The following is a 23,319-nucleotide window of genomic DNA, read 5'->3' on the forward strand; positions in this document are numbered from 1 at the left end:
CCCGCGGCCCCGATCCCGAAAACACCGGAATGGCCCCCACGCAGCGCACCGCGTCTGTTCGTCCCCGGCCCGCTCGAGACGGGCGCGAGCGTCGCCCTGTCCGGCAACCAGGCCCATTATCTGTCACGAGTGATGCGGGCGAAGGACGGCGACATTGTCATCCTGTGCGATGACATCACCGGCGAATGGGCGGCCTCAGTCCGGTCCGCCGCGAAACGCGAGATCGTGCTGGAGGTGTCGCAGCGCCTGCGCCCCCGCGAAGATGTGGCCGATTTCTGGCTGTGCCCCGCACTGCTCAAGAAAGACCGGTTCGACCTGGTGCTGGAGAAAGCGACCGAGCTGGGCGCGGCCCGAATCCAGCCGGTAATCACCCGCCGCTGCGTCGCGGACAAGCTCAATCTCGACCGCGCGCGGGTGATCGTGACCGAGGCCGCCGAACAATGCGCGCGGACTGCGCTGCCAGAAATTGCGGAGCCGGTCCGGCTCGAATCGCTGCTCGCCAACTGGCCTGCCGGGCGCACCTTGTTCTTCGCCGATGAAGACGGCGGAGAACCCGCCGCGGCCGCTTTTGCCGCCGCCGGAGTGCCGGCCGCCTTGCTGATCGGGCCGGAAGGCGGCTTCGATCCGGCAGAAAGACAATTTCTTCGCAACGGCATAGGGGTGAAACCGATTACCCTCGGCCCGCGAATACTGCGCGGCGAAACCGCGGCTATCGCGGCAACGGCCTTATGGATGGGGACAGCCGGTGATTGGTGACGGGCGGGCGATTCGGTCGCGAATTGATTTTACTGGCGTCGGGCAATTCAGTTGCCTAACGAAACTGGCATGAGCACACGCAGCGCAGACGGGCCGGAAGACCCGATAATCGAACACCGCGACCAGCTGGTTGCGCCCATGCAGCAGGGCGAAAAACCGGCCAGCGCCTGGCGAATCGGAACCGAGCACGAAAAGCTGGTCTATTGCCGCAAGGATTTCCACGCGCCGTCCTATGACGAGCGCTGCGGAATTCGCGACATGCTGATGGCGCTGCGCGAATACGGCTGGGAACCGGTCGAGGAACGCGGCCCCGACGGGAAAATGCGGGTGATTGCCATGACCGGCGTTGATGGCGCGGTGAGCCTGGAACCCGCCGGGCAGCTCGAATTGTCGGGCGCGCCGCTGGAAAACCTTCATCAGACCTGCGCCGAAACCGGGCGGCATCTGGAACAGGTGAAGGCCATTGGCGAGCGCTGCGGTGTCGGATTTCTCGGACTCGGCATGTGGCCGGACAAGACCCGCGACGAACTGCCGATCATGCCCAAGGGGCGTTACGAGATCATGCTGCGGCATATGCCGCGGGTCGGCAATCTCGGGCTCGACATGATGCTGCGGACATGCACCATCCAGGTCAATCTCGATTATTCGTCCGAAGCGGACATGGCGAAGAAATTCCGCACCGCCCTGGCGCTCCAGCCGCTCGCGACCGCACTGTTCGCCAATTCGCCGTTCACCGAAGGCAAGCCCAACGGCTTCCTCAGCTATCGCAGCCACATCTGGTCGGACACCGATCCGCACCGCACCGGGATGCTGCCGTTCGTCTTCGAGGACGGGTTCGGCTATGAACGCTACGTCGATTACATGCTCGATGTGCCGATGTATTTCGTTTACCGTGACGGCAGATATCTCGACGCATCGGGCCTAAGTTTCCGTGATTTCCTGCGCGGCGAACTGTCCATCCTGCCCGGCGAGAAGCCGCGCCAGAGCGATTGGTGGGACCATCTGTCCACTGCATTTCCCGAAGTGCGTCTCAAGAGCTTCCTCGAAATGCGCGGTGCGGACGGCGGGCCATGGTCGCGCATTTGTGCGCTGCCGGCGCTGTGGGTCGGCCTGCTCTATGACCAGAACGCGCTGGATGCAGCATGGGATCTGGTCAAGGACTGGACGATGGAAGAACGCGAGGAACTGCGCCGCACCGTTCCGCGACTTGCGCTCGACACGCCCGTTCCCGGCGGCGGTACCTTGCGCGATGTCGGGCGGGAGGCGCTCAGGATCTGCCGTTCCGGCCTGATTGCACGCGCGCGGCTCAACACCAGCGGAGACAATGAAACCGGTTTTCTCGAAACGCTGGATGAAATCATCGCTTCCGGCAAGGTTCCGGCGCAGCGCCTGCTCGACCAGTATCACGGCGAATGGAACGGCGACATCACGCAGGTTTACAAGCAAAGCTTCTGAGCCGCGTCACTCCGCCGGTTGCACCGCGATGCCGCGCGGGCGAAGGTGACGGCTGAATGCCGCCAAGGGCCGGGTCAGCAGGCCGTGCTGTTCCATCCACGCGTGATAGCGCCGGTATTTCGCGTCTTCAGCCAGCAGGTGCGCCTCTTCGGTCTTTGCGCGCCAGTAATAGATCGCGCTCACGCAGCCGAGGAAAAAGGTATTGCGGATCATGTCCACTACCGATCCGCTGCTGACCAGAAAGGGCAGTACCGACAGCCACCAGAACAGATTTTTCGAAACATAGGCCGGGTGCCGAGTGAAGCGGTAGGGGCCGTTGGTCAGCACCCCGCGATAGGTGAGGTTCGAGAACCGCAGGCCGAACGCCAGTGTCGCCCATGCGTAGACCGCGGTCAGGAACACCAAAACTCCGCCCCACAACCACATCAGCGACGTATGCCCAGCAAACCAATGGGTCCAGCCCGGCGTGTTTACCTCGTAGGCGAGAATTCCGCCCCCGCCCATGAAGCCGAACACGAACGGCGGATAGCAGATCAGCGCCGCCAGCCACCCCGCCAGCAACGGATTGCCGCTGCGGATTTGCGCATCGAGCGGGCGGAAGGTGACGAGATAGCCGACGGTTCCGATCTGCACGTCAGCCACGAACATCAGCGCGATCAGGAAAATCGCCAGCCGCGCCGGATCGGCCACAATGCCGGAGAAATCGGCGTTGACCACCTCGGCAAAGCCGGCCGGCAGGATCGAGATCATGAACGCTCCGAAAAACCCCTTGATGATCCATGCCCGCCAGTGCCTTTTGACCTCTTCCGCGTCCCACCCTTCGCGCCCGGTCAGCATCGCGCCGAAGTGCCAGGCATGGTCGCGCGGCTCCACCAGCACGCGGTCGAGCCAGAGCACATAGGGAGCGGACAGCAGAAGCAGCGGGATCGCCGCCGCGCCGATGACTTCCATCGCGAACAGATACTGCCCCTGCCAATACCACCGCGCGAGACAGTATAATCCGCCGATCATGGCCCAGGTTGCCCACAATCCGGTCAGCTTGACGATCGATACGCGGGCGATGGATGCGACCGCGCGAGGTTGGTGCCAGTCGATGCCGGTGGACCTGCGGCGATGGACCTTGTCGGCAATCAGTGACCACGCGATCATCGGCCCGGCGCTGAACAGCAGCGCGGCAACCGCGGCGTGAGGGCCATCAAGCCGTGCGCGCGGACCGGGGAGGTCGAGAAACTGCGAAATCTCGGCAAAATTCCGGCAGAACAGGATCCACGCCAGCAACCCGAGCGCACCGACAAAGCCCACCGCGGCCGATACGTCGCTTTCGGGCAAGGCCGCGGGCGCGGCAAGTGCCGGTCTCGCAGCGTCCGGCACGAGCAAGGATGGCGCGATATTCACGCCCGATTGCCTAGCGCAAAAGGGTTAAGAGCCGGGTAAGGCGGCGCTCGGTCAGGCGCTCCGGCCGGTCAATCAACGGAAGGCGTGGATTACCCCGTCGTCGTCGAGCACATACAGGGTATTGTTCGCCACGATCGGAGCTACCGAAACCGCCGCCTTCAGCTCACGGTACAGCGATGCGGACCCTTCGGCGATGCTTACGCGGTAGATCTGGCCTTCCGTGCTGGCGACCCACAGGTTGTTCCCGGCCAGAACCGGCCCGGTCCAGAAGATCGGATCGGTCTTCTTCTTCTCGTTGCGGAACTGCGGCAGTTGCGAAATCCACCGGACTTTGCCGGTCGTCCGGGCAATGGCGAGGAGACGGGCATCGTCGGTCAGTGTGAAAATCCATTCGCCCGCAATCGCCGGGGTGGAAATACCGGCGAGATTGAGCTCCCAGATGCGCTGGCCGGTAACCAGTTCGTAAGCCGCCATGCGGCCGCCCTGCCCCAGTGCGTAGACGCGGCCCTGGTCGATGATCGGGTCGGCATCGATGTCCGTCAGCGCGCCGACTTCGGTCGATATGGACGTGCGCGACAAGGCGTCGGTCCACAGGGAGCGGCCGTTTTCATAACGATAGGCGGACAATTCGCCCGAACTGTAACCGGCGATGACGGTACCCTGCCCCGCAGCGGGGGAAGCAACTCCGAACACGCCTGCCTGCGCGCTCGAGCCGGATTCCTGCCACTGGCTGGAACCATCGGCGGCGGAAAGGGAAATGATCTGGTTGTCCTGCGTCATCACGAATACCGTGTTGAACGCGACCGTGGGCGATCCGCGAAGCGGACCCGCAGGTTTGACCCGCCATATTTCGGCACCGGTCTGAGCGTCGAGGGCGGCCACTTCGCCGACCCCGTTCGTCGCATAGACGCGCCCGCTGTCATAGCTGGCACCCCCGCCGAAGGCCGCGCTTTGCAGATTGTCCTCGACTTTCATCTGATAGGTCCACCGCCGCGCACCGGTGGCGGCGTCGAAGGCGCTGACGACACCGTCCGTGCCGACTGCAACCATGATCCCGCCGCCAATGACCGGAGCCGCCGCAAGCCTGCGGCGATTGGTCGCACCGGCAATGCTGACGGTCCACGCTTGCTCAGGATTTTCAGCCAGCGCCACATGGCCGTTGGACTTCGCAGCGTTGCCGCCGCCTTGCGACCAGTCCGTGTTCACGGTTGCAGGCGGCAAGACCACCGCTACATCGGCCAAGGCGGGATCCACCACCGCACCGCTTTCGATGCGGGACAGGATCGGCATCCTTTCGCCCACGGTCGGGGTAGCCTTCTTGTCGCCGCCGCCGAACAGGCCGCCGCTGCACGCAGACAGCCCCGCTGCCAGCGACAGGACTATTGCCGCACGGGTGATTTGGGTGAAGTGATTGCCGGTCATCGGGTCAATTTTCCTCAGAATTCAAGCGCGCCGATCAACTCGCGCGCGGTGATTTAGTGTCTTACTGTGCGCCGGGAACGGGGGCGTCTTGCTGCGAGCCAAGCTCTTCGAGCACCTTGTCGACATCTTCGATTGCATCCACCCCGTACAGCCCGGCCATCTGGCGCGCCCGCGAGCGCAGGCCTTCGGGCACGGCCTCGTCCCTGGAAATCGCGGCGAACAAGGCGCCCGCTTCCTTCTCCTTGCCCTGGTCGAGATAGGCCATGGCAACCAGTTCCCCGGCACTGCCGAAGAAAGGATTCCCCGGCACCGCCAGCGGCTTGAGGCGGGCAATGATATCGGCAGGTTTCAGGCTGTCATAGGAGGTTGCGACGCCGCGAATGGTTGCAATATCGCGCAAGGCGGGCGGGGCATCCTCATCCGCGGCAACTGCGGCGAACAATTGCCCGGCTTCCCGGGCATTGCCCTGTTCCAGCGCCACCCCGGCTTTCAACAGCGTCGACGCAGCCTGTGCGCCCGGATTGGAGCCGGCGATCAGCGGGTCGAGCGCCGACGAGCCGGAATCGAGATTGCCGGCCTCGATCTGGTCCAGGGCGGCAACCAGTGCCTCGGAATCGCGCTCCATCGCCGCTTCCTGCTGGCTCTGCCAATAGAGATATCCGCCGAATCCGGCCAGGCCGAGCACGATCGCCGCGATCAGCGGCTTGCCGTAATTGGCAGCGAAATTGCTCAGCTGGTCCTGCCGGACAGCCTCGTCCACTTCGCGCAGCAGCACGTCTTCTGCGGCAGCTTCGCGCTGGGCCTTCTTTTCTTCTGGCGTGACGAGCGAATTCTTGCTGCTGTTTTTCGGTATCAGGGCCAATTGTCTGGTCTCACGGCCGCGAAGGGCTCTTCCGGAATGGTTACAAAATCTGCGCCCCGGGTCTTTAACCGATGGCGGCAACGATGCAATTGAAGTTTGCCTAACTGTCCCCCGCCGCGTGAATGGAGGGTTAAGCGCTGAGTCCCTGCGGTTCAGCCCAGCGTGCTGCGCCCCATGGCAGACGAATAAAGACGGCGATAGGCTTCGATCATTTTCTTTTCGTCGAATTCCACCCGAGCCTTTTCGCGGTTTGCCGCCCCGATTTCCGCGCGGAGCCGGTCACGCGATGCGAGTTCGGACAGGGATCCGGCCAGGCTCGCCTCGTCGCCTGCGCTCGTGATGTAGGGGTTGTTGGGGGCCGACACCATTGCCACGATGTCTCCCACCGCCGGGGCCACGACCGGCACACCCGCAGCCATTGCCTCGATTACGGAAATCGGAAATTGTTCGCTGTCGGACGACAGGGCGAAGATGTCGAACAGGTCGACGTAATTCGCCGGGTCCGGAACGAAGCCCGGCAGATGCACCCGGTGGCCGATCTCCAGCCGCTCGGCTTCGGCGCGGATGGTGTCTTCTTCCGGCCCTTCCCCGACGATCACCAGGTGCCATTCCTCGGGTAGAGAGGCGAAGGCCCTAACCAGCCGCGGCAGGTTCTTGATCTTGCGGAGGCCCGCCATTGTGCCGACCCAGAAATCCCCCTTGCGCTTGATCACGCCGCGCAGAGCGTCGGGCCGCGGCTTCCGGGCGAAATCGGCGGTAGGAATGCCGTTGGGTATATGTTTCACACGGCCCATCGGCTGCGCCCAGTCGGTCAGGGAGATCTCTTCCAGCTTTTCCGAAGGAACGACCAGGCCCGACGTGCGACCAAGCGCGATCCTGCGATACCAGTTTCGCCGCCTTTTCAGACGCTTCAGCTCGTCTTCGTTGAAACCGTCTTCATGGTGGATCAGCGGGGGCAGGCCCAAAGCCTCCCCGAAAAGCGTATGCGCCATCACGGCGTCGATAGCGCCCCAATTGTAGGTCAGGACGAGGTCGTACCCCCGCATCGCGCGGGCAAGTTTCTGCAAGCGGCCCAGCGTTGGTCGCCCAAGAAGCGATGGGAAGTTTTCTGGATAAGCAACGGAAATATGGCGTAAAATATGCTGCGCTGCCTCCATCCGCTCAGGAACGGCGGAGACGATCGAATGGCCCGCACCGGATCCCCAGGCGTTGATCAGCCGCACGCTGCGCAATTCCTTGCCGCCCGCCGCGAAAGTCGAATGGAGATGCAGCATATGCGGCCGCTTGTCCGGCGACGCGGCTTTTTTGCCCGCCGCCGGCCGGGCGCGAACCGTTCCGCTCCACTTCATCGGAACCGTCTCAGCCGATTCTTGCCAGCAAACGGTCGATCGCCGCGCGGGAAGCGGGTTCGTCCAGCGTCGGAGCATGGCCGACATCGGGCACGGTGACCACCTCGGCATCGGGATGGCGGCGCTGCATTTCAGCGAGCGTATCGATGGTCAGCAAATCGGACAATTCACCGCGCAGGACCAGCAGCGGCACATTCCGCAGCGCGTCATAGGCGGGCCACAAGTCCGGCGGCGCAGCGCCATCATCCTGCTGAAACGGTTCGGCGATGTTCATGTCGTAATCGAAGCCGATCCGCCCATTGGGTTGCAGGACCATCCCGCGCTTGGCCATTTCCAGCCACTGTTCGATTTCGAATTTCGGATGGGCGCCGCCGTGCACTTCCTGCAGGGCCCGGGCGGCGTGCATCCAGCTGGGATAGCTGCGCCCCTGCCCGACATATTGGCGGATCCGTTCGATCCCCTCGGCGTCGATGTCCGGTCCGATGTCGTTCAGCACCGCGCCGGCCAGCCGGCTTTGGTCCTTCGCTGCCAGCAGCATGGTCATCAGCCCGCCCAGAGATGTGCCCACCGCCACGAACCGGGAGACACCTTCCTGTGCCAGCAGTGCCTCCACATCGGCGACATAGGTGAGCGGATTATAGGTCATGTAATCCTTGGCGTATTCGCTTTCCCCGCGGCCGCGCATCTCTGGCACAATCAGCCGCCATTCCCCCACCAGCCGCTGGGCCAGCGGCGCGAAATCGCGGGCGTTGCGGGTCAGCCCGTGCATACACAGCAGCGGCGGGCGGTCCGCGGGTGCGGCAGCGGGGTCTGCGGGATAATCACGGAAATGCAGGGTCAGACCATCCGGGCTTTGCCAGGTACGGTCCACCCATAGAAGTTCTTCAGTCATGGTATCCATCGGCGCGGAGTCGCTTCCTGTTGTGGCGAACTGAATCGGGTGCGCCCCGAACACGGCCGGTCTTGCCATGCACTGTGCGCACCCCCACTATCGGCTGATGCGAGCAGAACCGCAACCCGCCGCCTACCGCGCCGATCCCGCAATTCTCGAACTGGCCGATTGGCTGGGGAGCCCGGTGTCCGCCGCCGATTTCCCGCGCACCCTCCTGCGATTTCGCAACCGTCGCTGGGACCGGGCGATCGGACTGTCGGAATTGCCCGATTCCAGGTGGACCGAACATTTCGGGCGTTTCGCGCCGCTGCCGGATAATCTTCCGGTGCCGCTGGCGCTCAAATATCACGGCCACCAGTTCCGGGTCTATAATCCCGAGATCGGCGATGGGCGCGGGTTCCTGTTCGCGCAGCTGCGCGATGGTGATGGGCGTTTGCTAGACTGCGGAACAAAAGGTTCGGGAACCACCCCCTACAGCCGCGGCGGCGACGGACGTTTGACCTTGAAGGGGGCGGTACGCGAAATCCTCGCCACGGAGATGCTCGAGGCGCAAGGCGTCAACACCTCCAAGACGCTGTCGGTCATCGAAACGGGCGAGGAACTGTGGCGCGGCGACGAGCCTTCGCCGACCCGTTCGGCGGTGATGGTCAGGCTGAGCCACGGACACATCCGGATCGGCACCTTCCAGCGGCTGGCGGTGCTGGAAGAGACAGACCATATGGCCGCGCTGATCGATTACTGCCTGAAATACTATCCGGGGCCGCTCCCGCCCGACGATGCACCGGGGCGCGGCGAACCGGCGGTGCAGCTGCTGCACCAGGTCGTCGAGCGGCTGGCCGATCTCGCAGCGAGCTGGATGGTCGCAGGCTTCGTCCACGGCGTGCTCAATACCGACAACATGAACATCAGCGGCGAGAGCTTCGATTACGGCCCGTGGCGCTGGTTGCCGCGCTGGGACGCCGCATTTACCGCCGCCTATTTCGACGCAGGAGGTCTCTATGCGTTCGGGCGCCAACCCGAAGCATTGCACTGGAATTGCGGGCAGCTGGCAATTGCCCTGCGCACCGTAGCCGACGCGTCGCCGCTGATTGCCGCCCTGGAACGGTTCGGGCCGCTCTACATGGCCGCCATCGCCCGCCGTTGGATCTGGCGGCTGGGCGTCACGTCCCAAGGCGCCGAACGCGATTCCGCGCTGGTCGCCGCCTGCGAAGCCGCAATGCGGGAGGAAGGCGCCGCGCCCGAGGCGTTCTGGCTGCGGCACCGCGGCGGCAGAAACGCATCCGGGCCTCTCGCCGATGCGCTGTCCGGTTACCAGCCTGCAGGCCCGGAGGATGAATACTGGACCCGCGCAGAGCCGGAATCGCTGCTGATCGACGAAGTGGAAGGCATCTGGTCCGCTATCGACCGGAATGACGACTGGCAGCCGCTGCAGGAAAAGATCACGGCGATCCGCCGGCTGGGCACAGCTCTGGGAGAGCCGCCCGCGCCCGCCGGTATTTTACAGCGGAATTGACCGTAGCGCCGTGGAGGCTAGAAGCCCAAAGCAAGAACCGCCTTTTATTTCAGCGATCCAGGAATACTGATCGCAACCGGAGTGTTTCGTCGAAGTGTCCGACAATGAGATTATTTCCTACGAGCCAGCGACCGGCCTGGAATTGTGGCGCGCGCCGGTCGGTAATGTGGACGAGGCGGTCGAGCGGGCGCGGCGGGCCTGGCCGGCCTGGGCCGCATTGCCCCTGAACACACGGATCGAACTGTGCCGCCGTTTCGCCAATGAAGTGCGCAAGGAAGCCGAAAAGCTGGCGGATCTGATCGCCCGCGAAACCGGCAAACCGCTGTGGGAAGCCCGCACCGAAGTCGAATCGGTGATCAACAAGGTGGATATCTCGGTGACCGCCTATGCGGACCGGACCGGACAAAAGAAGCGCGATTCAGCGCTGCACGGGACCACTGCGCTTCGCCACAAGCCCCACGGTGTGCTGGTGGTGCTGGGCCCGTACAACTTCCCGGCGCACCTGCCCAATGGCCATATCATTCCCGCGCTGATTGCTGGGAATGTCGTGATCTTCAAACCCAGCGAGAAAACCCCGGCAGTCGGTGAATTGCTGATCCAGTGCTTGCACCGCGCGGGAATGGCACCCGATGTCGCACAGCTGATCGTTGGCGGTCCAGAGGAAGGCAAGGCTTTGGTCGCTCACCGCGATATCGACGGGGTGCTGTTCACCGGTTCGGCGCAGGCGGGTATTGCGATCAATAAGAAACTCGCCGCCAACCCCGGCAAGATCGTCGCGCTGGAAATGGGCGGAAACAACCCCATCGTGGTCATCGACACGCCGAAAATCGCCGACGCGGCGATGCTGATTGTCCAGTCCGCCTTTACCAGCGCGGGCCAGCGCTGCACCGCCGCGCGGCGGCTGATAGTCACAGCGAAAATGTACGATCCCATCGTCGAGGAAGTGCGCAACCTGACCAAGCGGATCATCGTGGGCGAGCCCTTCGCCGATCCGGCTCCGTTCATGGGACCGGTGATCGACAACACCGCCGCCGACCAGCTGGTCGAAAGTTTCCTCTATTTCCTTTCTAACGGAGGGAAGGCGATCAAGCATCTGACCCGCCACGACAACGAACTGCCGTTCCTCTCGCCCGCCATCATCGACACCACCGCCATGACCGATCGCCCCGACGTGGAATTATTCGGGCCGCTGCTGCAGGTCATCAAGGTCGACGATTTCGACCAGGCCATTGCCGAGGCAAATCGAACGCGGTTCGGTCTGTCCGCATCGCTGATCGGTGGAGGGCCGCAGGACTACAACCGCTTCTGGGCAAATATCCGCGCGGGGATCGTCAATTGGAACCGGCCAACCAATGGTGCGTCGTCGGGCGCGCCGTTTGGCGGCATCGGCCTGTCGGGCAACCACCGTCCGGCGGCCTACTATGCAGCAGATTACTGCGCCTATCCGGTCGCAAGCAGCGAAATGGACCAGCCCCGCGCCGGCGTCGGCGTGGGCTTCACCGACTGACGTTCAGTTGCCGCTGGTGACCAGGTCCACATCGGTCAGGCCATTTGCCAGCTTTCGCGCGTAGATGACAAAAGCTGACCGGCCCTTGGTTCCGCTGAGGACATTGTCGCCCGCCACCTTCAGATGTTCAGCGGTGTAGCCGTCGTTGAGGGCGCGGCTGTAATAGAACGACAGCACTTCTTCCAGCGGGACAGGGGTGAGGAAATTGACCACGCGCAAGGAACATTGGCCCTTGTCGGTTCCGGCAGCCTCCTGCGTGCTCCCCCGCGGATAGACCGGGAATGTCAGGGGCAGGCGTGCGGCCCATACGGCAGAATATTCCGCAGCGGTGGTGCAATCGCTGCCGCCAGGCAGCGCTGCGGCGCGGCTCGCAGCGGTCAGGACAGCCGTCTCCGGAATTTCGCCTTGAACGATTGTGGCGGTGGGAGCGGGCTTCAGATACACGCTGCCGCCGACCAGCGCCATGGCGTCTTCCCTGGCACCCCTGATTGCCGCAGGGCTGGTGGCCTCGGCCGGAAGTGAGCCATTGCCGCCACCGGTGAGCGCGGCATTGGCATCGTTCTGGCCCGCAAGGTCGGGATCGACCATGATCGGATCGTTAAGCGCCGCCTGGGTGGCAGGGTCCATCTCGCCAGCGGGTGCCGGACCGTCGGTCCCGTTTCCGCAGCTGGCGAGCAGCATCAGCGGAACGATGGAAGCAATCAGGGCGGGACGGAAATTCATGTGTGTGCTCCGGGACGTCTCACATCATACGCTGCATCCGGTTACCTCGAGATTGACCCGGGTTCCAGCCGCCAGCCTGCCCATGTCCCGTTGCGGGAAGTTTCTTTGCGCGTTCGTTATATACGTAAACACAAAAGCACCCCGCCCCATCCGGAGATGAGGCGGGGCGCCCGAAGCATTCTAGTCGCGATCAGCGCGGCATTCTACCTGCAGCGCGAATTGCTCCGGTCGATCGAGCGGCCCAGGATTGCGCCGCCGGCGGCACCGAGGATCGCGCCGAGCGTCTTGTCACCGCGGCCGGCAACTTCGTTACCGAGCAGTCCGCCCACCGCGCCGCCGATCAACAGACCGGTCGTACCGTTGTCACGCTGGCAGTAATAGCGCCCGTCGCGGCCGCGCCAGATGCGGGTATCACGGCGGATCTCTTGTCCGTACCGGTCGCCCCGGTAATCGCGGTCGCGAAAGTCGCTTCTTTCATAGCGATCATAGCGATCATCGCGGTCGTGGCGGTCATAGCGATCATGGCCCCGCCCACGGCTGTGGCGCCGGTCATATCGATCACGCCCATTTTCAAAAATGGGGTCTGCATGGCTCGAAACCGTGCCATAGCTGACGGCCTGGGAAACCGGCGTCGGTGCAACCGCCATAGCGGGCGCGCTCATGGCAAAGGCAGGAATTGCCAGTGCGAACGCAGCGAATGTCTTGTTCTTGATCGTCATTGTACTCATCCTTCTCTTGTGGCTGGTAATCCGCGATCCGGCGAATGCCGGGGATTTCCAGCCTTCGGGCTATTCGATGTGTTCATAAATACTCCGACATTTCTGAACGGTCAGCAACGACACAGAAAGAATTGCGGAATTGCGACGAACGGATGTAGCGCGGCGCGAGCTTCTGGAGTCTTTGACAAGAGCTTCTGGAGCATTTTCTCCCAGGCATCCGGCAGTGCCTGGCTCCTTCAGCAGCGACTGATAATCAGTTCGCGCGCCGGAGTCACCTTGCCGCCTGCCCTGTAATTGAGCGCGGCCTCCTCCAGGTCGAACTCACCGAACAGCGTGCGTATCTCCGGCACGTCATTTATCGACATGATGAAGCGCGCCCTGGAGGCCTTTAAGAGGTCTCTAAGGCGCTCGAAATCGGCCGATGAGAAGAGCCCTTCGCCATAGTAATGCTCGGTTCCGAAATAGGGTGGATCGAGATAGAACAGCGTCTCCGGCGTGTCATAGCGGGCGATCAGCTTCTCGTAGGGCAAGCATTCGATGTCGACTCCGCACAGGCGCTCGTGGACATCTTCCAGCATCGGCACCAGCTTGGTCAGGTCGAACCGGGCACCGCCCGTGCGGTCGATCCCGAAGTGCCGCCCGGCAACCTTGCCGCCGAAGCTGGTGCGCTGGAGGTAGAGGAAGCGAGCAGCGCGTTCCAGATCGGTCAGCCGGTCGGGCGGCATCGCCAGCAGACGGTCAAACTCCGCACGGCTGCAGACCTGCCATTTGAGGACGTCGAGCAGCTGCTGGTAATGGCGCTGCAGCAGGCGGAAGAGGTTCACCACGTCGAACCCGATATCGTTGATCACTTCCTTGCGCGGCCGCATGCGGCGGCGGAAGAACACGCCGCCCATTCCGACGAACGGCTCTGCATAGAGGCGATGAGGCACCGCGTCGATCCGCTCGACCAGGCGCCGGGAAAGAGCGCGCTTGCCGCCGATGTAGGGTGCGACCGGCCGGGTTGGCCGGACAGGCTCCAATTTCAATTTATTCTTCATCATCTGCACCTATCGAGGTCCCCGCCGTAACGGCCGGGGGAACTTGAGGCCGAGCATGCCGGCCAATGGTGCGAGTGTCCGCTCGCGGTTCGGGGCGCTTCAACGTCCCTGCTTCCCCCGTTAGCGGACCTCGAATGGGCGTTCGCCCCGGAACGCGTGCCTTCGCCTCGCCCCCTACCGAACGGCCCGGATGAGCGGGGAGTCTCCGTCAGGCGAGGGATAGGTGTGTTCCGAATATTCGGCGACGATCGGGCCGGTGATCCCGCCGGAGAAGTAGAGCCCCAGTGCCCAATAGGCGTCGGCGATACTGTGGCCGATCGACACGCCGGTCAGGTCCAGCACCGGCTCCCGATCGATCCAGACGCGGAGCTCGGCTTCAGTGGGGTGCAGCTTCACGCAATAGACGATGTCATGCTCTTCATCGAAGGGCAGCGGCCCTTTCCATTGGGTTGTTCCACCGAGGTCCTTTTCCCCGCGGGTCGCCACCTTGAAATCGCCGTCCTGGTCGCGGCGGAAGCTGAGCGCGGGCGAGCCGCCGACCTTCGATCCGATGTGGATTTGGCCGTAAACGCCGCCCCATGTTTTCGACATATCGCTGCCCCATGCGTGGGCGTTCAGGGTGAAGCCGCCGCGCAGCAGGACACCATTGGGCAGCCTTGTGTCGTCGCCATAGATCGAACCGCTAAGTTCCGAGCGCGGCTTGGAGCCGTCCAGGAAATCCTCGGGGCGGATTTCGAAACGCGCCCTGTCCGCTGTCACCTGCAAGGAATGGGGCTGGCGCTTGGTATTGACCCGCCACTTGCGGTCCGCCCATCTGGCATGGCGCTCGTCGATCTTTACGATCGGCGCGTAAACGGGAGCCGGAGCGGGCGCAGGTTCCGGCTCCGTATCAGGCGCAGGTTCCGGCGCGGGTGTGGGTTCCGGCGCGGGCGCGGGGATCGGTTCCGGATCCGGCACAGGCGCTGGTTCAGGTGCAGGCTCCGGCTCTGGCGCGGCGACGATATCCTCGCGGCGGATCGCTTCGGCCAGGCGGCGCATCGCCGACTGGATGGAGTTTTCCGCTTCGTTGAAATGATACAGGCTTTCCTCGAGCAGCTGCCGCCGGTTCAATTTGTCGAATGCCATGAAATTTCCCTTTCTCGGTGATACGCGGGCTTATTGTCGCCGGGTCGATAGTCCTGCTGGTGCTTAACGAGATACGCGGGCTTATGGTTGCGGTGCCGATATTGTGGGCGGTGGTTTAGGCTGGGCGCAGTGCTATTGAAGCCGCCGTCCAGCTTGCATTTACCGCCTCGGTGCCGCCCCCGAAAAGAGCGGGATCGACCGCCCCCCCGCTCCAAGGCATCGAACCCGCTGCGACAATCGCCAGCGCCACGCCTCCAACGCTTATAAGTTGAATGAAATTGTCGAGATCACTGGAAGTCAATGCGGCGAACGAATCCCCCGCAGCCGCCCCGACCACGGAGACAACAGACCCCGCAGTTACCGGCGTGATTGAAGGGGGGTCTGGTCGCCCGGTATTGCCTCCGACAGCGGTGGCGATCGCAACGTCAAGGGGGGTCGTCTGGTCGACTCCCCGCCAAACCTGCAAGGCGGCAACAGCGGAAAAATTCTCGTTGGCTATCGTGCCCAAAGTGACAGATGTGTCGGGTGTTGCGCCCATGAACTTGTAATAGATGCCCAAGTTTGAATCTCTGGCATCGTTTCCGTATAGGTCGGCAATCTCGGTCCACCCCGAACTTGTGACCGACACATTTCTGTCGCTTGTCGAAAATATCGAGAAAAACAGCAAGACTAGATCATCTTCGGATGGCGCAGTGTCGATGCCCCCCGAAAAGCCGGAAGTAAGATCAATCGTTTCCGCCAAGGTGTTTGAGGCGATAACCGGATTGGTTTTGCCGCCGACATAGGGGATTAGGACGCCACCCGCCGCCGCGAACCGCTTTGTCATCATCGGCGCTCTGAACGGCAGCATCAGGCAAGCGTCCCGACATAGGACAGTTCGATATTGTCCGTCGCGTCCACGAAATAGGCGAACAGGTCAATTGCCCCCGCCGCCGTTGCCAGTGTCGGCACGGCGGTTACGTGCTTCCAGTTTGCACCGTAGGCCAGCGTCCGGCCTCCCGTTCCGTCCTGTGTCACCCGAATCCGGCCCGATTGGCCCGCCTTGGCGTTCGTCGGGTTGCCAAGCGTCCGGTTGCCCGCCAGCGTGACGTTGAAATTGATCCCCGTTGCCATATCCACCGCGATGGTTGCGGCGTCGGTCAATGTGATTGGTGCTGCGGCGGCAAATAGCTGATCCGGCGCAATCGCTTTGGCCGCCTCGGTGCCGGTGCGGATTTCCGCTGCGGTGGCGAAGGTGACGGCCCCGCCGCCCGCAATCGCTATGTCCGCCATCCCGCCGCCTGCATCGGTCACGATCACACCCGCGCCGGTGAAATTCAGCGCCGACGCAGCCGCGACGACGCCGACGCCGTCATCCTCCACGTCAAGCGAACCGGCCCCGCCCGAGGCGGCAATGGTGATCGTGTCCGCCCCGTCGTCCACCGTGATCGAAATGTTGGCCCCCGCCACCAGCGCCGCGCCGATGGCATCGCGTGCCTGTTCGTCGGTATAGCCCGAAACCGCCGCTATCTCGGTATCGACATAGGTCTTGACCGCCTGCTGCGTCGGGACCAGCGCATCGCTGTTGGCGGCGAGCGTTCCGTCGATGTCGAAATCCAGCCCCGCCGCCGTGCCGTCGCCCAACGCAATTTCCGCCCAGGCCGCGCCAATGAACTGGATGCGGATGGCTTCATCCTCGACCCACAATATCTGCCCTTCGGTCGCCGCGGCGGCGAACAGCCACCCGTTGCTGGCGTCCACGCCCACCGCCACCGCCAACTCGCCGTCATGGCCTGCCCAGGCGCCCGTTGCGGCGGCGGCGACCAGATAGGCCGCGCCATCGGCGGTGCTGACCGGCGGCGCGGTCAGGTCACGGTCGGCCACGCTGCCGCGCATGAAGGCCTCGACCATGCGCTGGAAGGCGTTCTCGACCTCCCACGGGGAGCTTTGCGGACCAGCCCAGATGTTGAGGCCATAGATCGGGGAGATTTCGGTTCCGGGCATGATCTTTCCTAAGTGGGCCTATATCGGCAGTGAGAGCGCGAAACCGCGCAGATTGAGGGTCGGGTCGATCTGGTACAGCTCGGCCGCTGGCGCAGCGCCCAGCGGCGCGCCGAAATCGGCGATCTGGTCGGCTTCCGCGTAGCTCAGCGGCAGGCTGGTGCCGGTGATCGTGCGGACCACGGTTGCCCCGTCGAGAATATCCAGCGCCCAACTTTCGCTGGCGTGACCCAGCGGTACATCCTGATTGTCGAGCGATCCGCCGCCCAAGCGGGTGCGCCGCCGCGCATCGAGCAGCCAGTCGGCCCCGCTCTGGGACCAGCTGCCATGCACCGGTGCGAGCGGCTTGTGGCTGGCCCCGGTATAGGGCTGCGCGATCGCCGCATCCTGATCCACCGCCTGGCCCGCGCTGCTGACCGTGTAATAATCGGTATCGCCGATCTCGGCCGCGCCCATGGTGCGGATCTTCAGCGTCTCGATCAGGATGAACCGGTCGCCGATCGCATGGCCGCCGATCGCGTGCTCGGTTCCCCGCAGCCCGCGCCGCAGGCCGGTCAGGATATAGGTGCGCGTGCCGACCAGCTCGGCGCTCATGAATTGCAGCCATTCCCAACCCGCGCCCGATCGCAGGGCGACCAGATTGAGCGCCGGATTGTCGAGCAATTGGGCATAGGTCGCCGCGGTCAGCTCGCCCTGGTTGATCGTCACGGTCACAGATGATCCACTGTCCACCACCCACGGCTGGGCATCGGGCAGCGCATTGCCGGCAGTTCCCATGATCGCCCCGTCGCCGGCGGCGATCCCGTCCCACAGGGCGTAGCTGTCCAGCTCGCCCGTATCGCTGACCCACCAGTCCATGCCCGCCCAGGTGCCGGGCTCGGCCGGTCCGCCATAGAGATAGGCAAAGGGTGCGCTTTGTTCATGCGCATCGGCAAACATCGGGATGTCGAGCACCTCGCCGATCGAACCCACCGATTCGAGCACCGTTGGCGGCACATATCCGCCCGATCCCGCACCGGGAAAATCGGGCAGGGTGGCGATCGCCGCCAGATCCATTTCCCAGTCCGTGGTCAGCGCGCCCATCGGCGGGATCACCAGCTTTTCGCACATCATCGACAGCGAATCGCCGCGGAAGATCGGGGTCCATACATCACCCGGTTCGATGGCCATGCGCCGACGCGACAGGGCAAAACTGGCCTTGGCGGCGCTCACCCGGCTGCGGCGGAAATGCCGCGCCGCATATTGCTGCGCCTGGTCCGGGCTCGCGGCCCAGCTCGACAGATCATAGGATATCTCGCGCTCCGAATTGGCGCTTTCGGGATCGGGGCTGACCGGGATGGCCACGCTCGGGTTCTGGCCCGCTTCGGAATCGGCGAACTTGACATAGATCTGCCGCGCCAGATCGGTCGGTCCGGGTGTCAACCTGCTATAGGGCTCGCTTCCTTCGCCATCCTCGGCAAATTCGGTCCAGTCGATCGCGCCTTGCGCCGCGCCGCCACGCGGCAGAGCTTCCAGCAGAAAGTCATGCGGCCGCATCACCACATCATACAGCGCGACCAGATCCCGCGCGATCTGGCTCCCGCTGCTCTGGGTCCAGTTAAAGCCCACCACGGGCTGCGTTGCCTGGCTGAAATCATACTCGTCCGCTTCCAGCCCTCCGCGCTGCGCCACTATTGTCAGCAAATCGGCCAGCCTGGGCAGTGCGCCTTCTTCTGTGGGCTCGCCCTCCCCGGGGGCGCTCAACGCGGGCAGCTGCGACGGGGCAACGGCAGGATAGAATACGATCTTCCTGACAATGGAAGTCGCGCTGTTCCCAGGGTCCGCGCTCACATCCACGCCGATTACAATCCTGTCGGAATCGAACGGGGCGGCGGTGGTCGCGACAAGCGCCGCCCCTCCATTGACCGAACCGGCCAGTTCATCCGCTTCGAGCGTCACCGCCATCCGGTGATCGCCGCTGGCCAGCGGATTGGTTACATCGGTGAAGCTTGAGCTGGCATCGAAGAGTGCCACCCTGTCAGGAGAACCCCCGAGCGTGGTGTCGGCATAGAAGGCCTCCACGCCGCGAGCGCCGCCAAAGTCAGAGCCCTGTGTCGCAAAATTTATCCGCGCGAACGCTCCCGAACCACCCCCCGCGCCATTGGCCAGAAGCGTGAAATCCACCACTGCGGTAAAGCCCGCTGCGCCCACCGCGGCGAAGGCCTCCGGCGTCAGCACCGCAGTGCTCGCCGATGTAAAGGGCGGCGGGGCGGCGATCGTCTGGATCAGACCAACGCCGGGAACAACGTCGCCGGCGTCGAAACTTCCGAACAGCCCGGCATTGACCACCTGCGCCAGCGTGCGCGCTGCGCCGCCGATGCTGTAACTGCCGTTGGCGAAATCCAGCGACACCAGCGCAGGGGATGACGCGACCACGGTTGAACTGACCAGCACCTTCACATCGGGAAACACATTGCCGATCTGCTCGCCGGGGATGTTCTCGAAATACATATAGGCCTGGTGGCGATAGGCCGGGGTGGTTCCCGCAACGCCGTATTTGGCCTCGATGAACGGCAGCATGTTCGGGTCCGGGTCCTGGTCGGCCGTCCCGGTATAGATCCGCAGCGAATTCTCCAGCTCGTAATCATCCGCCAGCGGATAGATCTTCTCGCCGCTGCCGGTCGCGTCATAGACCAGATTGTTGTTGAACCAGATCCCCAGCACCTTGCCGATCTCATGCCCGGCAATATGCGATGCCCAGGTCAGGAAACCGGTATAGCTGGTCTGCTTGCCGCCCTTGCCCTTGCGCCGCTTCCTCTTCTCCAGGATCGGTTTCTGGAAGATGCACGGGCACGACAGCATCCGCGTTCCGATCAGGTAATTATGCGGCGTGTTGTAATCCGCCAGCGAGGCGGGCGGGTCCTTGATCCGCGGGCCTTCGAATTCCTGCGACGCCTGCAGCGCCACATTGGCGGCCATCAGGGCAATGGTGAAGGGATCGATCGACATCAGCTATCACCCGCCGCTGCGCTGCTTAAGGCGGGTTCGCGCCAGCGCCAGATCCCGGCCACGCGCCGCTGCCAGTACCCGACCATTGGCACCTCGACCACCTGCGCCGGTTCGCTCAAAAAGGCATGGACCATGCGCGGATATCCGCCCGCCACGCCCGCATGGATCGCCAGATGCTGCAGATTGTCGTTGATCCGCAGGCCCACGACATCGCCCGCGCGCGCCTGCGCCAGCCCGCCTTCGACCGGGTCGAACAGCCGGTCCAGCCCGGCCTTCAGCGCCGCCCCGTCGATCCGGCCCCTGGCATAGCCGGCGATCCGCGCTTCCAGGCTGCCGGCTTCCTCCCAGCCCAGCGCCCGCGCCACCCCGGCCACCAGCCCGCGGCAATCGCAGCCCTGGCCCTTCAGGCTCTGCTCCCACTTGACCGGCGTACCGATCCAGCGGCGCGCCTCGGCCAGCGCCATCGCGCCCCGATCGGCCCCGAAAGCCGCGCCGCTATTCATAGCTGGTCCCCAGCGCGGACACCTTGCGGTGCTGACGGTCGCCCGGCAATTCCGGCTCGCCCTGGAAATTCACCCCATTGTCATAGCTGACACAGGTCGGAACCGCCGGATCGTCGGAGATCAGCAGTTTGGAGCATCCCCGGAACAGCGTCAGCGTGTCGCCCACCTCGGGGGCCTCGAACAGCGGTTCCAGCAGCTCGACCGTGCCGGTTGCCCCGTCATAATCATAGATCTTGCGCTCGTCGGTCCCGCCATGCTCGCCGGTCAGGAAAGCAGCGTTGCCGAAATTGAAGAAATCGTCGGGATGCACCCCCGCCAGATCGACGCTGAATTCATGCGCCGATTCCGCCGCCGTCACCACCGCGGCAAAGGGCTCGCGCACCACCCGGCAGCGCACCGGATCGCCGAACCAGGTGCGGCATTGCGGGGACATCACTTCGCCCTGCGTCTGGTTGTACGCATCCATCGCATTGCGCACTTCCAGCACGAACCGCCGCCCCTCGATCCGGCCTTCGGCCACCCGCCCGCGCAGCACCGGCTGATAGCCCGCGGCTGCGCCGTCCACATCGGGGGACACCCGCACCAGCCATGCGGCCGCCCTGCGCCAGCGGCCGCCATAGACCTTGGCCGGGCGGAACTCGCCATTTGCCGGTGCATGGACTTCGAAATTGCTCGCGACAAAGCCCACCGCCTTGGTGATCGCGGACAGGTTCATGCCGCGGTCGAATGTCTCGGGTCCCTGGCCCAGCCCGAGATCCAGCGTCACCGGCCGGGACCAGGTGGTGAACCCCTGCCGCAACCCGTCCTTGGCCTGCAGCATCAGGCAGAAGGCGGTTGCGCGCGGCACTTGCGCCAGCGCGGCGGCCAGCGGAGCGGGGATGGTCGCGCTCATGCCAGATCCTCCCCGATCAGCTGCTCGATCGGCACCTGCCCGGCGCTGCGCGAGGTCTTGGTATCGAACGTGACATTCAGCTGATCCTCGACGAAATGCACCGGCAGATCGTATTCGAACCCGCAGGTCAGCACTGCGCCGGGCGCAGGCGGCGCGGCAAAGGTGATCGTGCCCGCCCCGCGCTGGACCGTAAAGCCGCCGGTCACCACGCCGTTCACCGCCACCAGCACCGCGGCCTCCACCGGCCAGTGAACCGGCCAATCGTAAGTGTTGCCGGCATCCTGGTAGCGTTTGATGATCGCGAACACCGTTTCCGCCCCGTCGCCCGTGCCCAGCGGCTGGTCGAGTTCATCCGGCGCATCGATGCCGTTGGCCGCGCTGCTGTATTCCAGGAAATCGCGGAACAGGAAGCCGCGCGCGCTGCCGCGCCGGGCGCGGTGGAACGCGCGCAGCGCCGCCATGTCCTCCAGGCTCTGGATCGTATGCGCCACGTCCCAGGTGCCCAGCGGATCGGCCCATAATTCCTCGCGGTCGATTTCGCCCGAGACGAGCCGCACCGCGTCCGTCTTGAAGGCAAAGCCGCCCGAGGATCCGCGGGAGAATTTGTCGGGCAGGCGGACATCATCGATCATCGATTGATCCCCGAATGTGCTGAGCGAAGTCGAAGCATCATGCCAGATTCTTTCTGCTGGCCACGCCCAGCGCTTGCTGTGTGCCGCGATCGACACTGCTCTTGGTCCGCCGCGGATCGCTCCGCTCGGGCACCAGAAAGGTTTGCGGGATCACGATCGTGTCGCCGCCGCTCTTCGCGGAAAACGACCCGCGGCGCATTGCCGAATTGGGCAGCACCTGGACCCCGCCATCGGTCGCGAACACCGGTTCGGGCCCGGCCTCGCCAACGATCCCGAACTGGCCGCTGGGGATCAGCCCGCCGCCGGCGAACAGCCCGGCAAAGGACGGATCGGCAAACAGCCCCTCGACACTGCCGACCAGGCTGGCTTGCGGCGATGCCCCGCCCAGCAGCGACCCGACTGCGCCGAGCAGGCCTCCCAGACCCCCGCCGCCGCCGCCGCCAAGACCACCACCCCCGGCAGCGCTCGCCGCCATCGATGCCGCCGCCGCCTGGATCTGTGCCGCTGTCGCGCTCCACACGCCCGCCGCGGTGGTCAGCGTGCCCCCGGCCGCCGTCATGGTCGCGCCGGCCGCCTGCAGCTCGCCGGCCGAGGATTGCCCCGCTCCGGCAGCTTGCCCCAGACCCAGACGGCCCGCCAGCGGGCGGATCAGGTTCTGCTGGATCTGCAGCTGCAGGAATTCGCTCAGCATCTGCCGCACCACCGAGCGGGCGACATCGCCCAGCGAGCGGAAATTGACGATCGCATTGACCAGCTCGCTGTTGAACGCTTCCAGCCCGCCGATCTTGATCTGGTCGACCGCCTCGTTCAGCTGCTCGGGCGTCTTGTTCAAATCGCGCATGAAGCGCTCGACCGAGGTTTCGTTCGCCCGCGCCACGCTTTCGCGCCGCTGCGCGGCGGTGGCGGCCATCGCATCGAGCGCCACCTGCGCGCGCAGCTTTTCGGCATCGTTGGCAACCTGACTGTTCACCACCGCTTCCAGCCGCGAGCGGAGATAGGCTTCCTCGGCATCGAGCATCGCCAGTGCCAGCCGCTTCCGCTCGGCCTCGGTGTCCGCCAGATCGAACTGCAGCTGCAGCACGTCGCGGACCGCGTCATAGTGTTCCTGGGCGAGCCCCTGCGCGTCGCGTTCCAGCTCGGCGCTGCGCTCGCGCGCGATCAATTGCGCTTCCAGCGAATCGGTGCCCGACACCAGAATATTGCCCTGCTCGTCCAGCACCGTCTGATGGCCCAGCAGCGTCGCGACCTGCTTCTTCAGCGCCGCTTTCTGCTCGTCCGAGAAATCGCTCGCCTCGATCGCGGCGATCTTCTGCTTCAGCTCGATGTCGAGCAGCTCGAAGCCGATTGCCGCCCGGTCTTCGGCGTTGGTCGCCAGCCGCTGCCGGGCGCGCAGCGTCTCGGCCTCCAGCTGCGCCGTCTCATCGGCAAAATCGGCGGCGATTTCCTCGGGCGTCTTTTCTTTCTTGCCCTTTCTGGCGGCCTTCGCCTTTTTCGGCTTGGCCGGATCGAGAAATCCGGCGAGCGCCTCCTTATCGCCGCCGAGTGCCTTCTGCAGATCCTCGAAGA

General features: G+C 64.3%; 20 protein-coding genes. 4 read left to right on the plus strand and 16 right to left on the minus strand.

Annotation, left to right across the window (positions count from 1 at the left end):
* The first annotated feature begins 12 nt into the window (after positions 1–12).
* Together U0988_RS01835 and U0988_RS01840 are read left to right on the plus strand one after the other, a co-directional pair.
* Positions 13–756, plus strand: a complete 744-nt coding sequence (locus U0988_RS01835; RefSeq protein ID WP_322290964.1) for a 16S rRNA (uracil(1498)-N(3))-methyltransferase — start codon at positions 13–15, stop codon at positions 754–756.
* Between the two features lie 69 nt (positions 757–825).
* Entirely contained in the window at positions 826–2,211 is a 1,386-nt protein-coding gene (locus U0988_RS01840; RefSeq protein ID WP_322290945.1) for a glutamate--cysteine ligase, read from the plus strand.
* A 6-nt stretch (positions 2,212–2,217) separates the two neighbouring features.
* On the opposite strand, the gene U0988_RS01845 is transcribed toward U0988_RS01840, so the two are convergent.
* The 5 genes from U0988_RS01845 to U0988_RS01865 all read right to left on the minus strand — a co-directional run bounded on the left by U0988_RS01845 (position 2,218) and on the right by U0988_RS01865 (position 8,131).
* Positions 2,218–3,606 (minus strand): methyltransferase family protein, encoded by a 1,389-nt coding sequence (locus U0988_RS01845; RefSeq protein WP_416172350.1) that lies wholly within the window; start codon positions 3,604–3,606, stop codon positions 2,218–2,220.
* Positions 3,607–3,678: 72 nt separating this feature from the next.
* Positions 3,679–5,028, minus strand: a complete 1,350-nt coding sequence (locus U0988_RS01850; protein ID WP_322290946.1) for a PQQ-binding-like beta-propeller repeat protein — start codon at positions 5,026–5,028, stop codon at positions 3,679–3,681.
* A 61-nt stretch (positions 5,029–5,089) separates the two neighbouring features.
* Positions 5,090–5,890: a tetratricopeptide repeat protein gene (locus tag U0988_RS01855; protein ID WP_322290947.1), complete on the minus strand. Its 801-nt coding sequence runs from the start codon at positions 5,888–5,890 to the stop codon at positions 5,090–5,092.
* 152 nt (positions 5,891–6,042) lie between these two features.
* A complete protein-coding gene (locus U0988_RS01860) occupies positions 6,043–7,239 on the minus strand; it encodes a glycosyltransferase family 4 protein (RefSeq protein ID WP_322290948.1) in 1,197 nt (398 codons plus the stop codon).
* A 10-nt stretch (positions 7,240–7,249) separates the two neighbouring features.
* The gene (locus U0988_RS01865; RefSeq protein WP_322290949.1) at positions 7,250–8,131 is read right to left on the minus strand and encodes an alpha/beta hydrolase; all 882 of its coding nucleotides are present in this window, start codon (positions 8,129–8,131) and stop codon (positions 7,250–7,252) included.
* A 106-nt stretch (positions 8,132–8,237) separates the two neighbouring features.
* Here U0988_RS01865 and U0988_RS01870 point away from each other — a divergent pair, with 106 nt between their 5' ends.
* On the plus strand, positions 8,238–9,644 hold the full coding sequence (locus U0988_RS01870) for a protein adenylyltransferase SelO family protein (protein ID WP_322290950.1): 1,407 nt from the start codon (positions 8,238–8,240) through the stop codon (positions 9,642–9,644).
* Between the two features lie 94 nt (positions 9,645–9,738).
* On the plus strand, positions 9,739–11,151 hold the full coding sequence (astD, locus tag U0988_RS01875) for a succinylglutamate-semialdehyde dehydrogenase (RefSeq protein WP_322290951.1): 1,413 nt from the start codon (positions 9,739–9,741) through the stop codon (positions 11,149–11,151).
* Positions 11,152–11,154: 3 nt separating this feature from the next.
* Here the strand turns inward: astD and U0988_RS01880 are convergent, their stop codons facing one another.
* From U0988_RS01880 to U0988_RS01930, 11 genes are all read right to left on the minus strand, one after another.
* Entirely contained in the window at positions 11,155–11,874 is a 720-nt protein-coding gene (locus U0988_RS01880; RefSeq protein WP_322290952.1) for a hypothetical protein, read from the minus strand.
* Positions 11,875–12,077: 203 nt separating this feature from the next.
* Positions 12,078–12,593 (minus strand): glycine zipper 2TM domain-containing protein, encoded by a 516-nt coding sequence (locus U0988_RS01885; protein WP_322290953.1) that lies wholly within the window; start codon positions 12,591–12,593, stop codon positions 12,078–12,080.
* A gap of 236 nt (positions 12,594–12,829) precedes the next feature.
* On the minus strand, positions 12,830–13,633 hold the full coding sequence (locus U0988_RS01890) for a DNA adenine methylase (protein WP_322290954.1): 804 nt from the start codon (positions 13,631–13,633) through the stop codon (positions 12,830–12,832).
* A 174-nt stretch (positions 13,634–13,807) separates the two neighbouring features.
* Positions 13,808–14,758 (minus strand): hypothetical protein, encoded by a 951-nt coding sequence (locus tag U0988_RS01895; RefSeq protein WP_322290955.1) that lies wholly within the window; start codon positions 14,756–14,758, stop codon positions 13,808–13,810.
* A gap of 115 nt (positions 14,759–14,873) precedes the next feature.
* Positions 14,874–15,608, minus strand: a complete 735-nt coding sequence (locus U0988_RS01900) for a hypothetical protein (RefSeq protein ID WP_322290956.1) — start codon at positions 15,606–15,608, stop codon at positions 14,874–14,876.
* The gene (locus U0988_RS01905) at positions 15,608–16,741 is read right to left on the minus strand and encodes a DUF2793 domain-containing protein (protein ID WP_322290957.1); all 1,134 of its coding nucleotides are present in this window, start codon (positions 16,739–16,741) and stop codon (positions 15,608–15,610) included. The genes U0988_RS01900 and U0988_RS01905 overlap by 1 nt, the downstream gene beginning before the upstream one ends.
* Before the next feature lie 18 nt (positions 16,742–16,759).
* The gene (locus U0988_RS01910) at positions 16,760–19,726 is read right to left on the minus strand and encodes a phage tail protein (protein ID WP_322290958.1); all 2,967 of its coding nucleotides are present in this window, start codon (positions 19,724–19,726) and stop codon (positions 16,760–16,762) included.
* Positions 19,726–20,229, minus strand: a complete 504-nt coding sequence (locus tag U0988_RS01915) for a hypothetical protein (RefSeq protein WP_322290959.1) — start codon at positions 20,227–20,229, stop codon at positions 19,726–19,728. Before U0988_RS01915 ends, U0988_RS01910 begins: the two co-directional genes overlap by 1 nt.
* On the minus strand, positions 20,222–21,121 hold the full coding sequence (locus U0988_RS01920) for a DUF2163 domain-containing protein (protein WP_322290960.1): 900 nt from the start codon (positions 21,119–21,121) through the stop codon (positions 20,222–20,224). Before U0988_RS01920 ends, U0988_RS01915 begins: the two co-directional genes overlap by 8 nt.
* On the minus strand, positions 21,118–21,753 hold the full coding sequence (locus U0988_RS01925; RefSeq protein ID WP_322290961.1) for a DUF2460 domain-containing protein: 636 nt from the start codon (positions 21,751–21,753) through the stop codon (positions 21,118–21,120). Before U0988_RS01925 ends, U0988_RS01920 begins: the two co-directional genes overlap by 4 nt.
* A 37-nt stretch (positions 21,754–21,790) precedes the next feature.
* Positions 21,791–23,319: hypothetical protein (locus U0988_RS01930; RefSeq protein ID WP_322290962.1), on the minus strand; the 1,529-nt coding region annotated here is incomplete at its 5' end.

It is taken from the genome of Allopontixanthobacter sp. (assembly GCF_034376665.1).
In the GTDB taxonomy this organism is placed as follows: Bacteria; Pseudomonadota; Alphaproteobacteria; order Sphingomonadales; family Sphingomonadaceae; genus Allopontixanthobacter.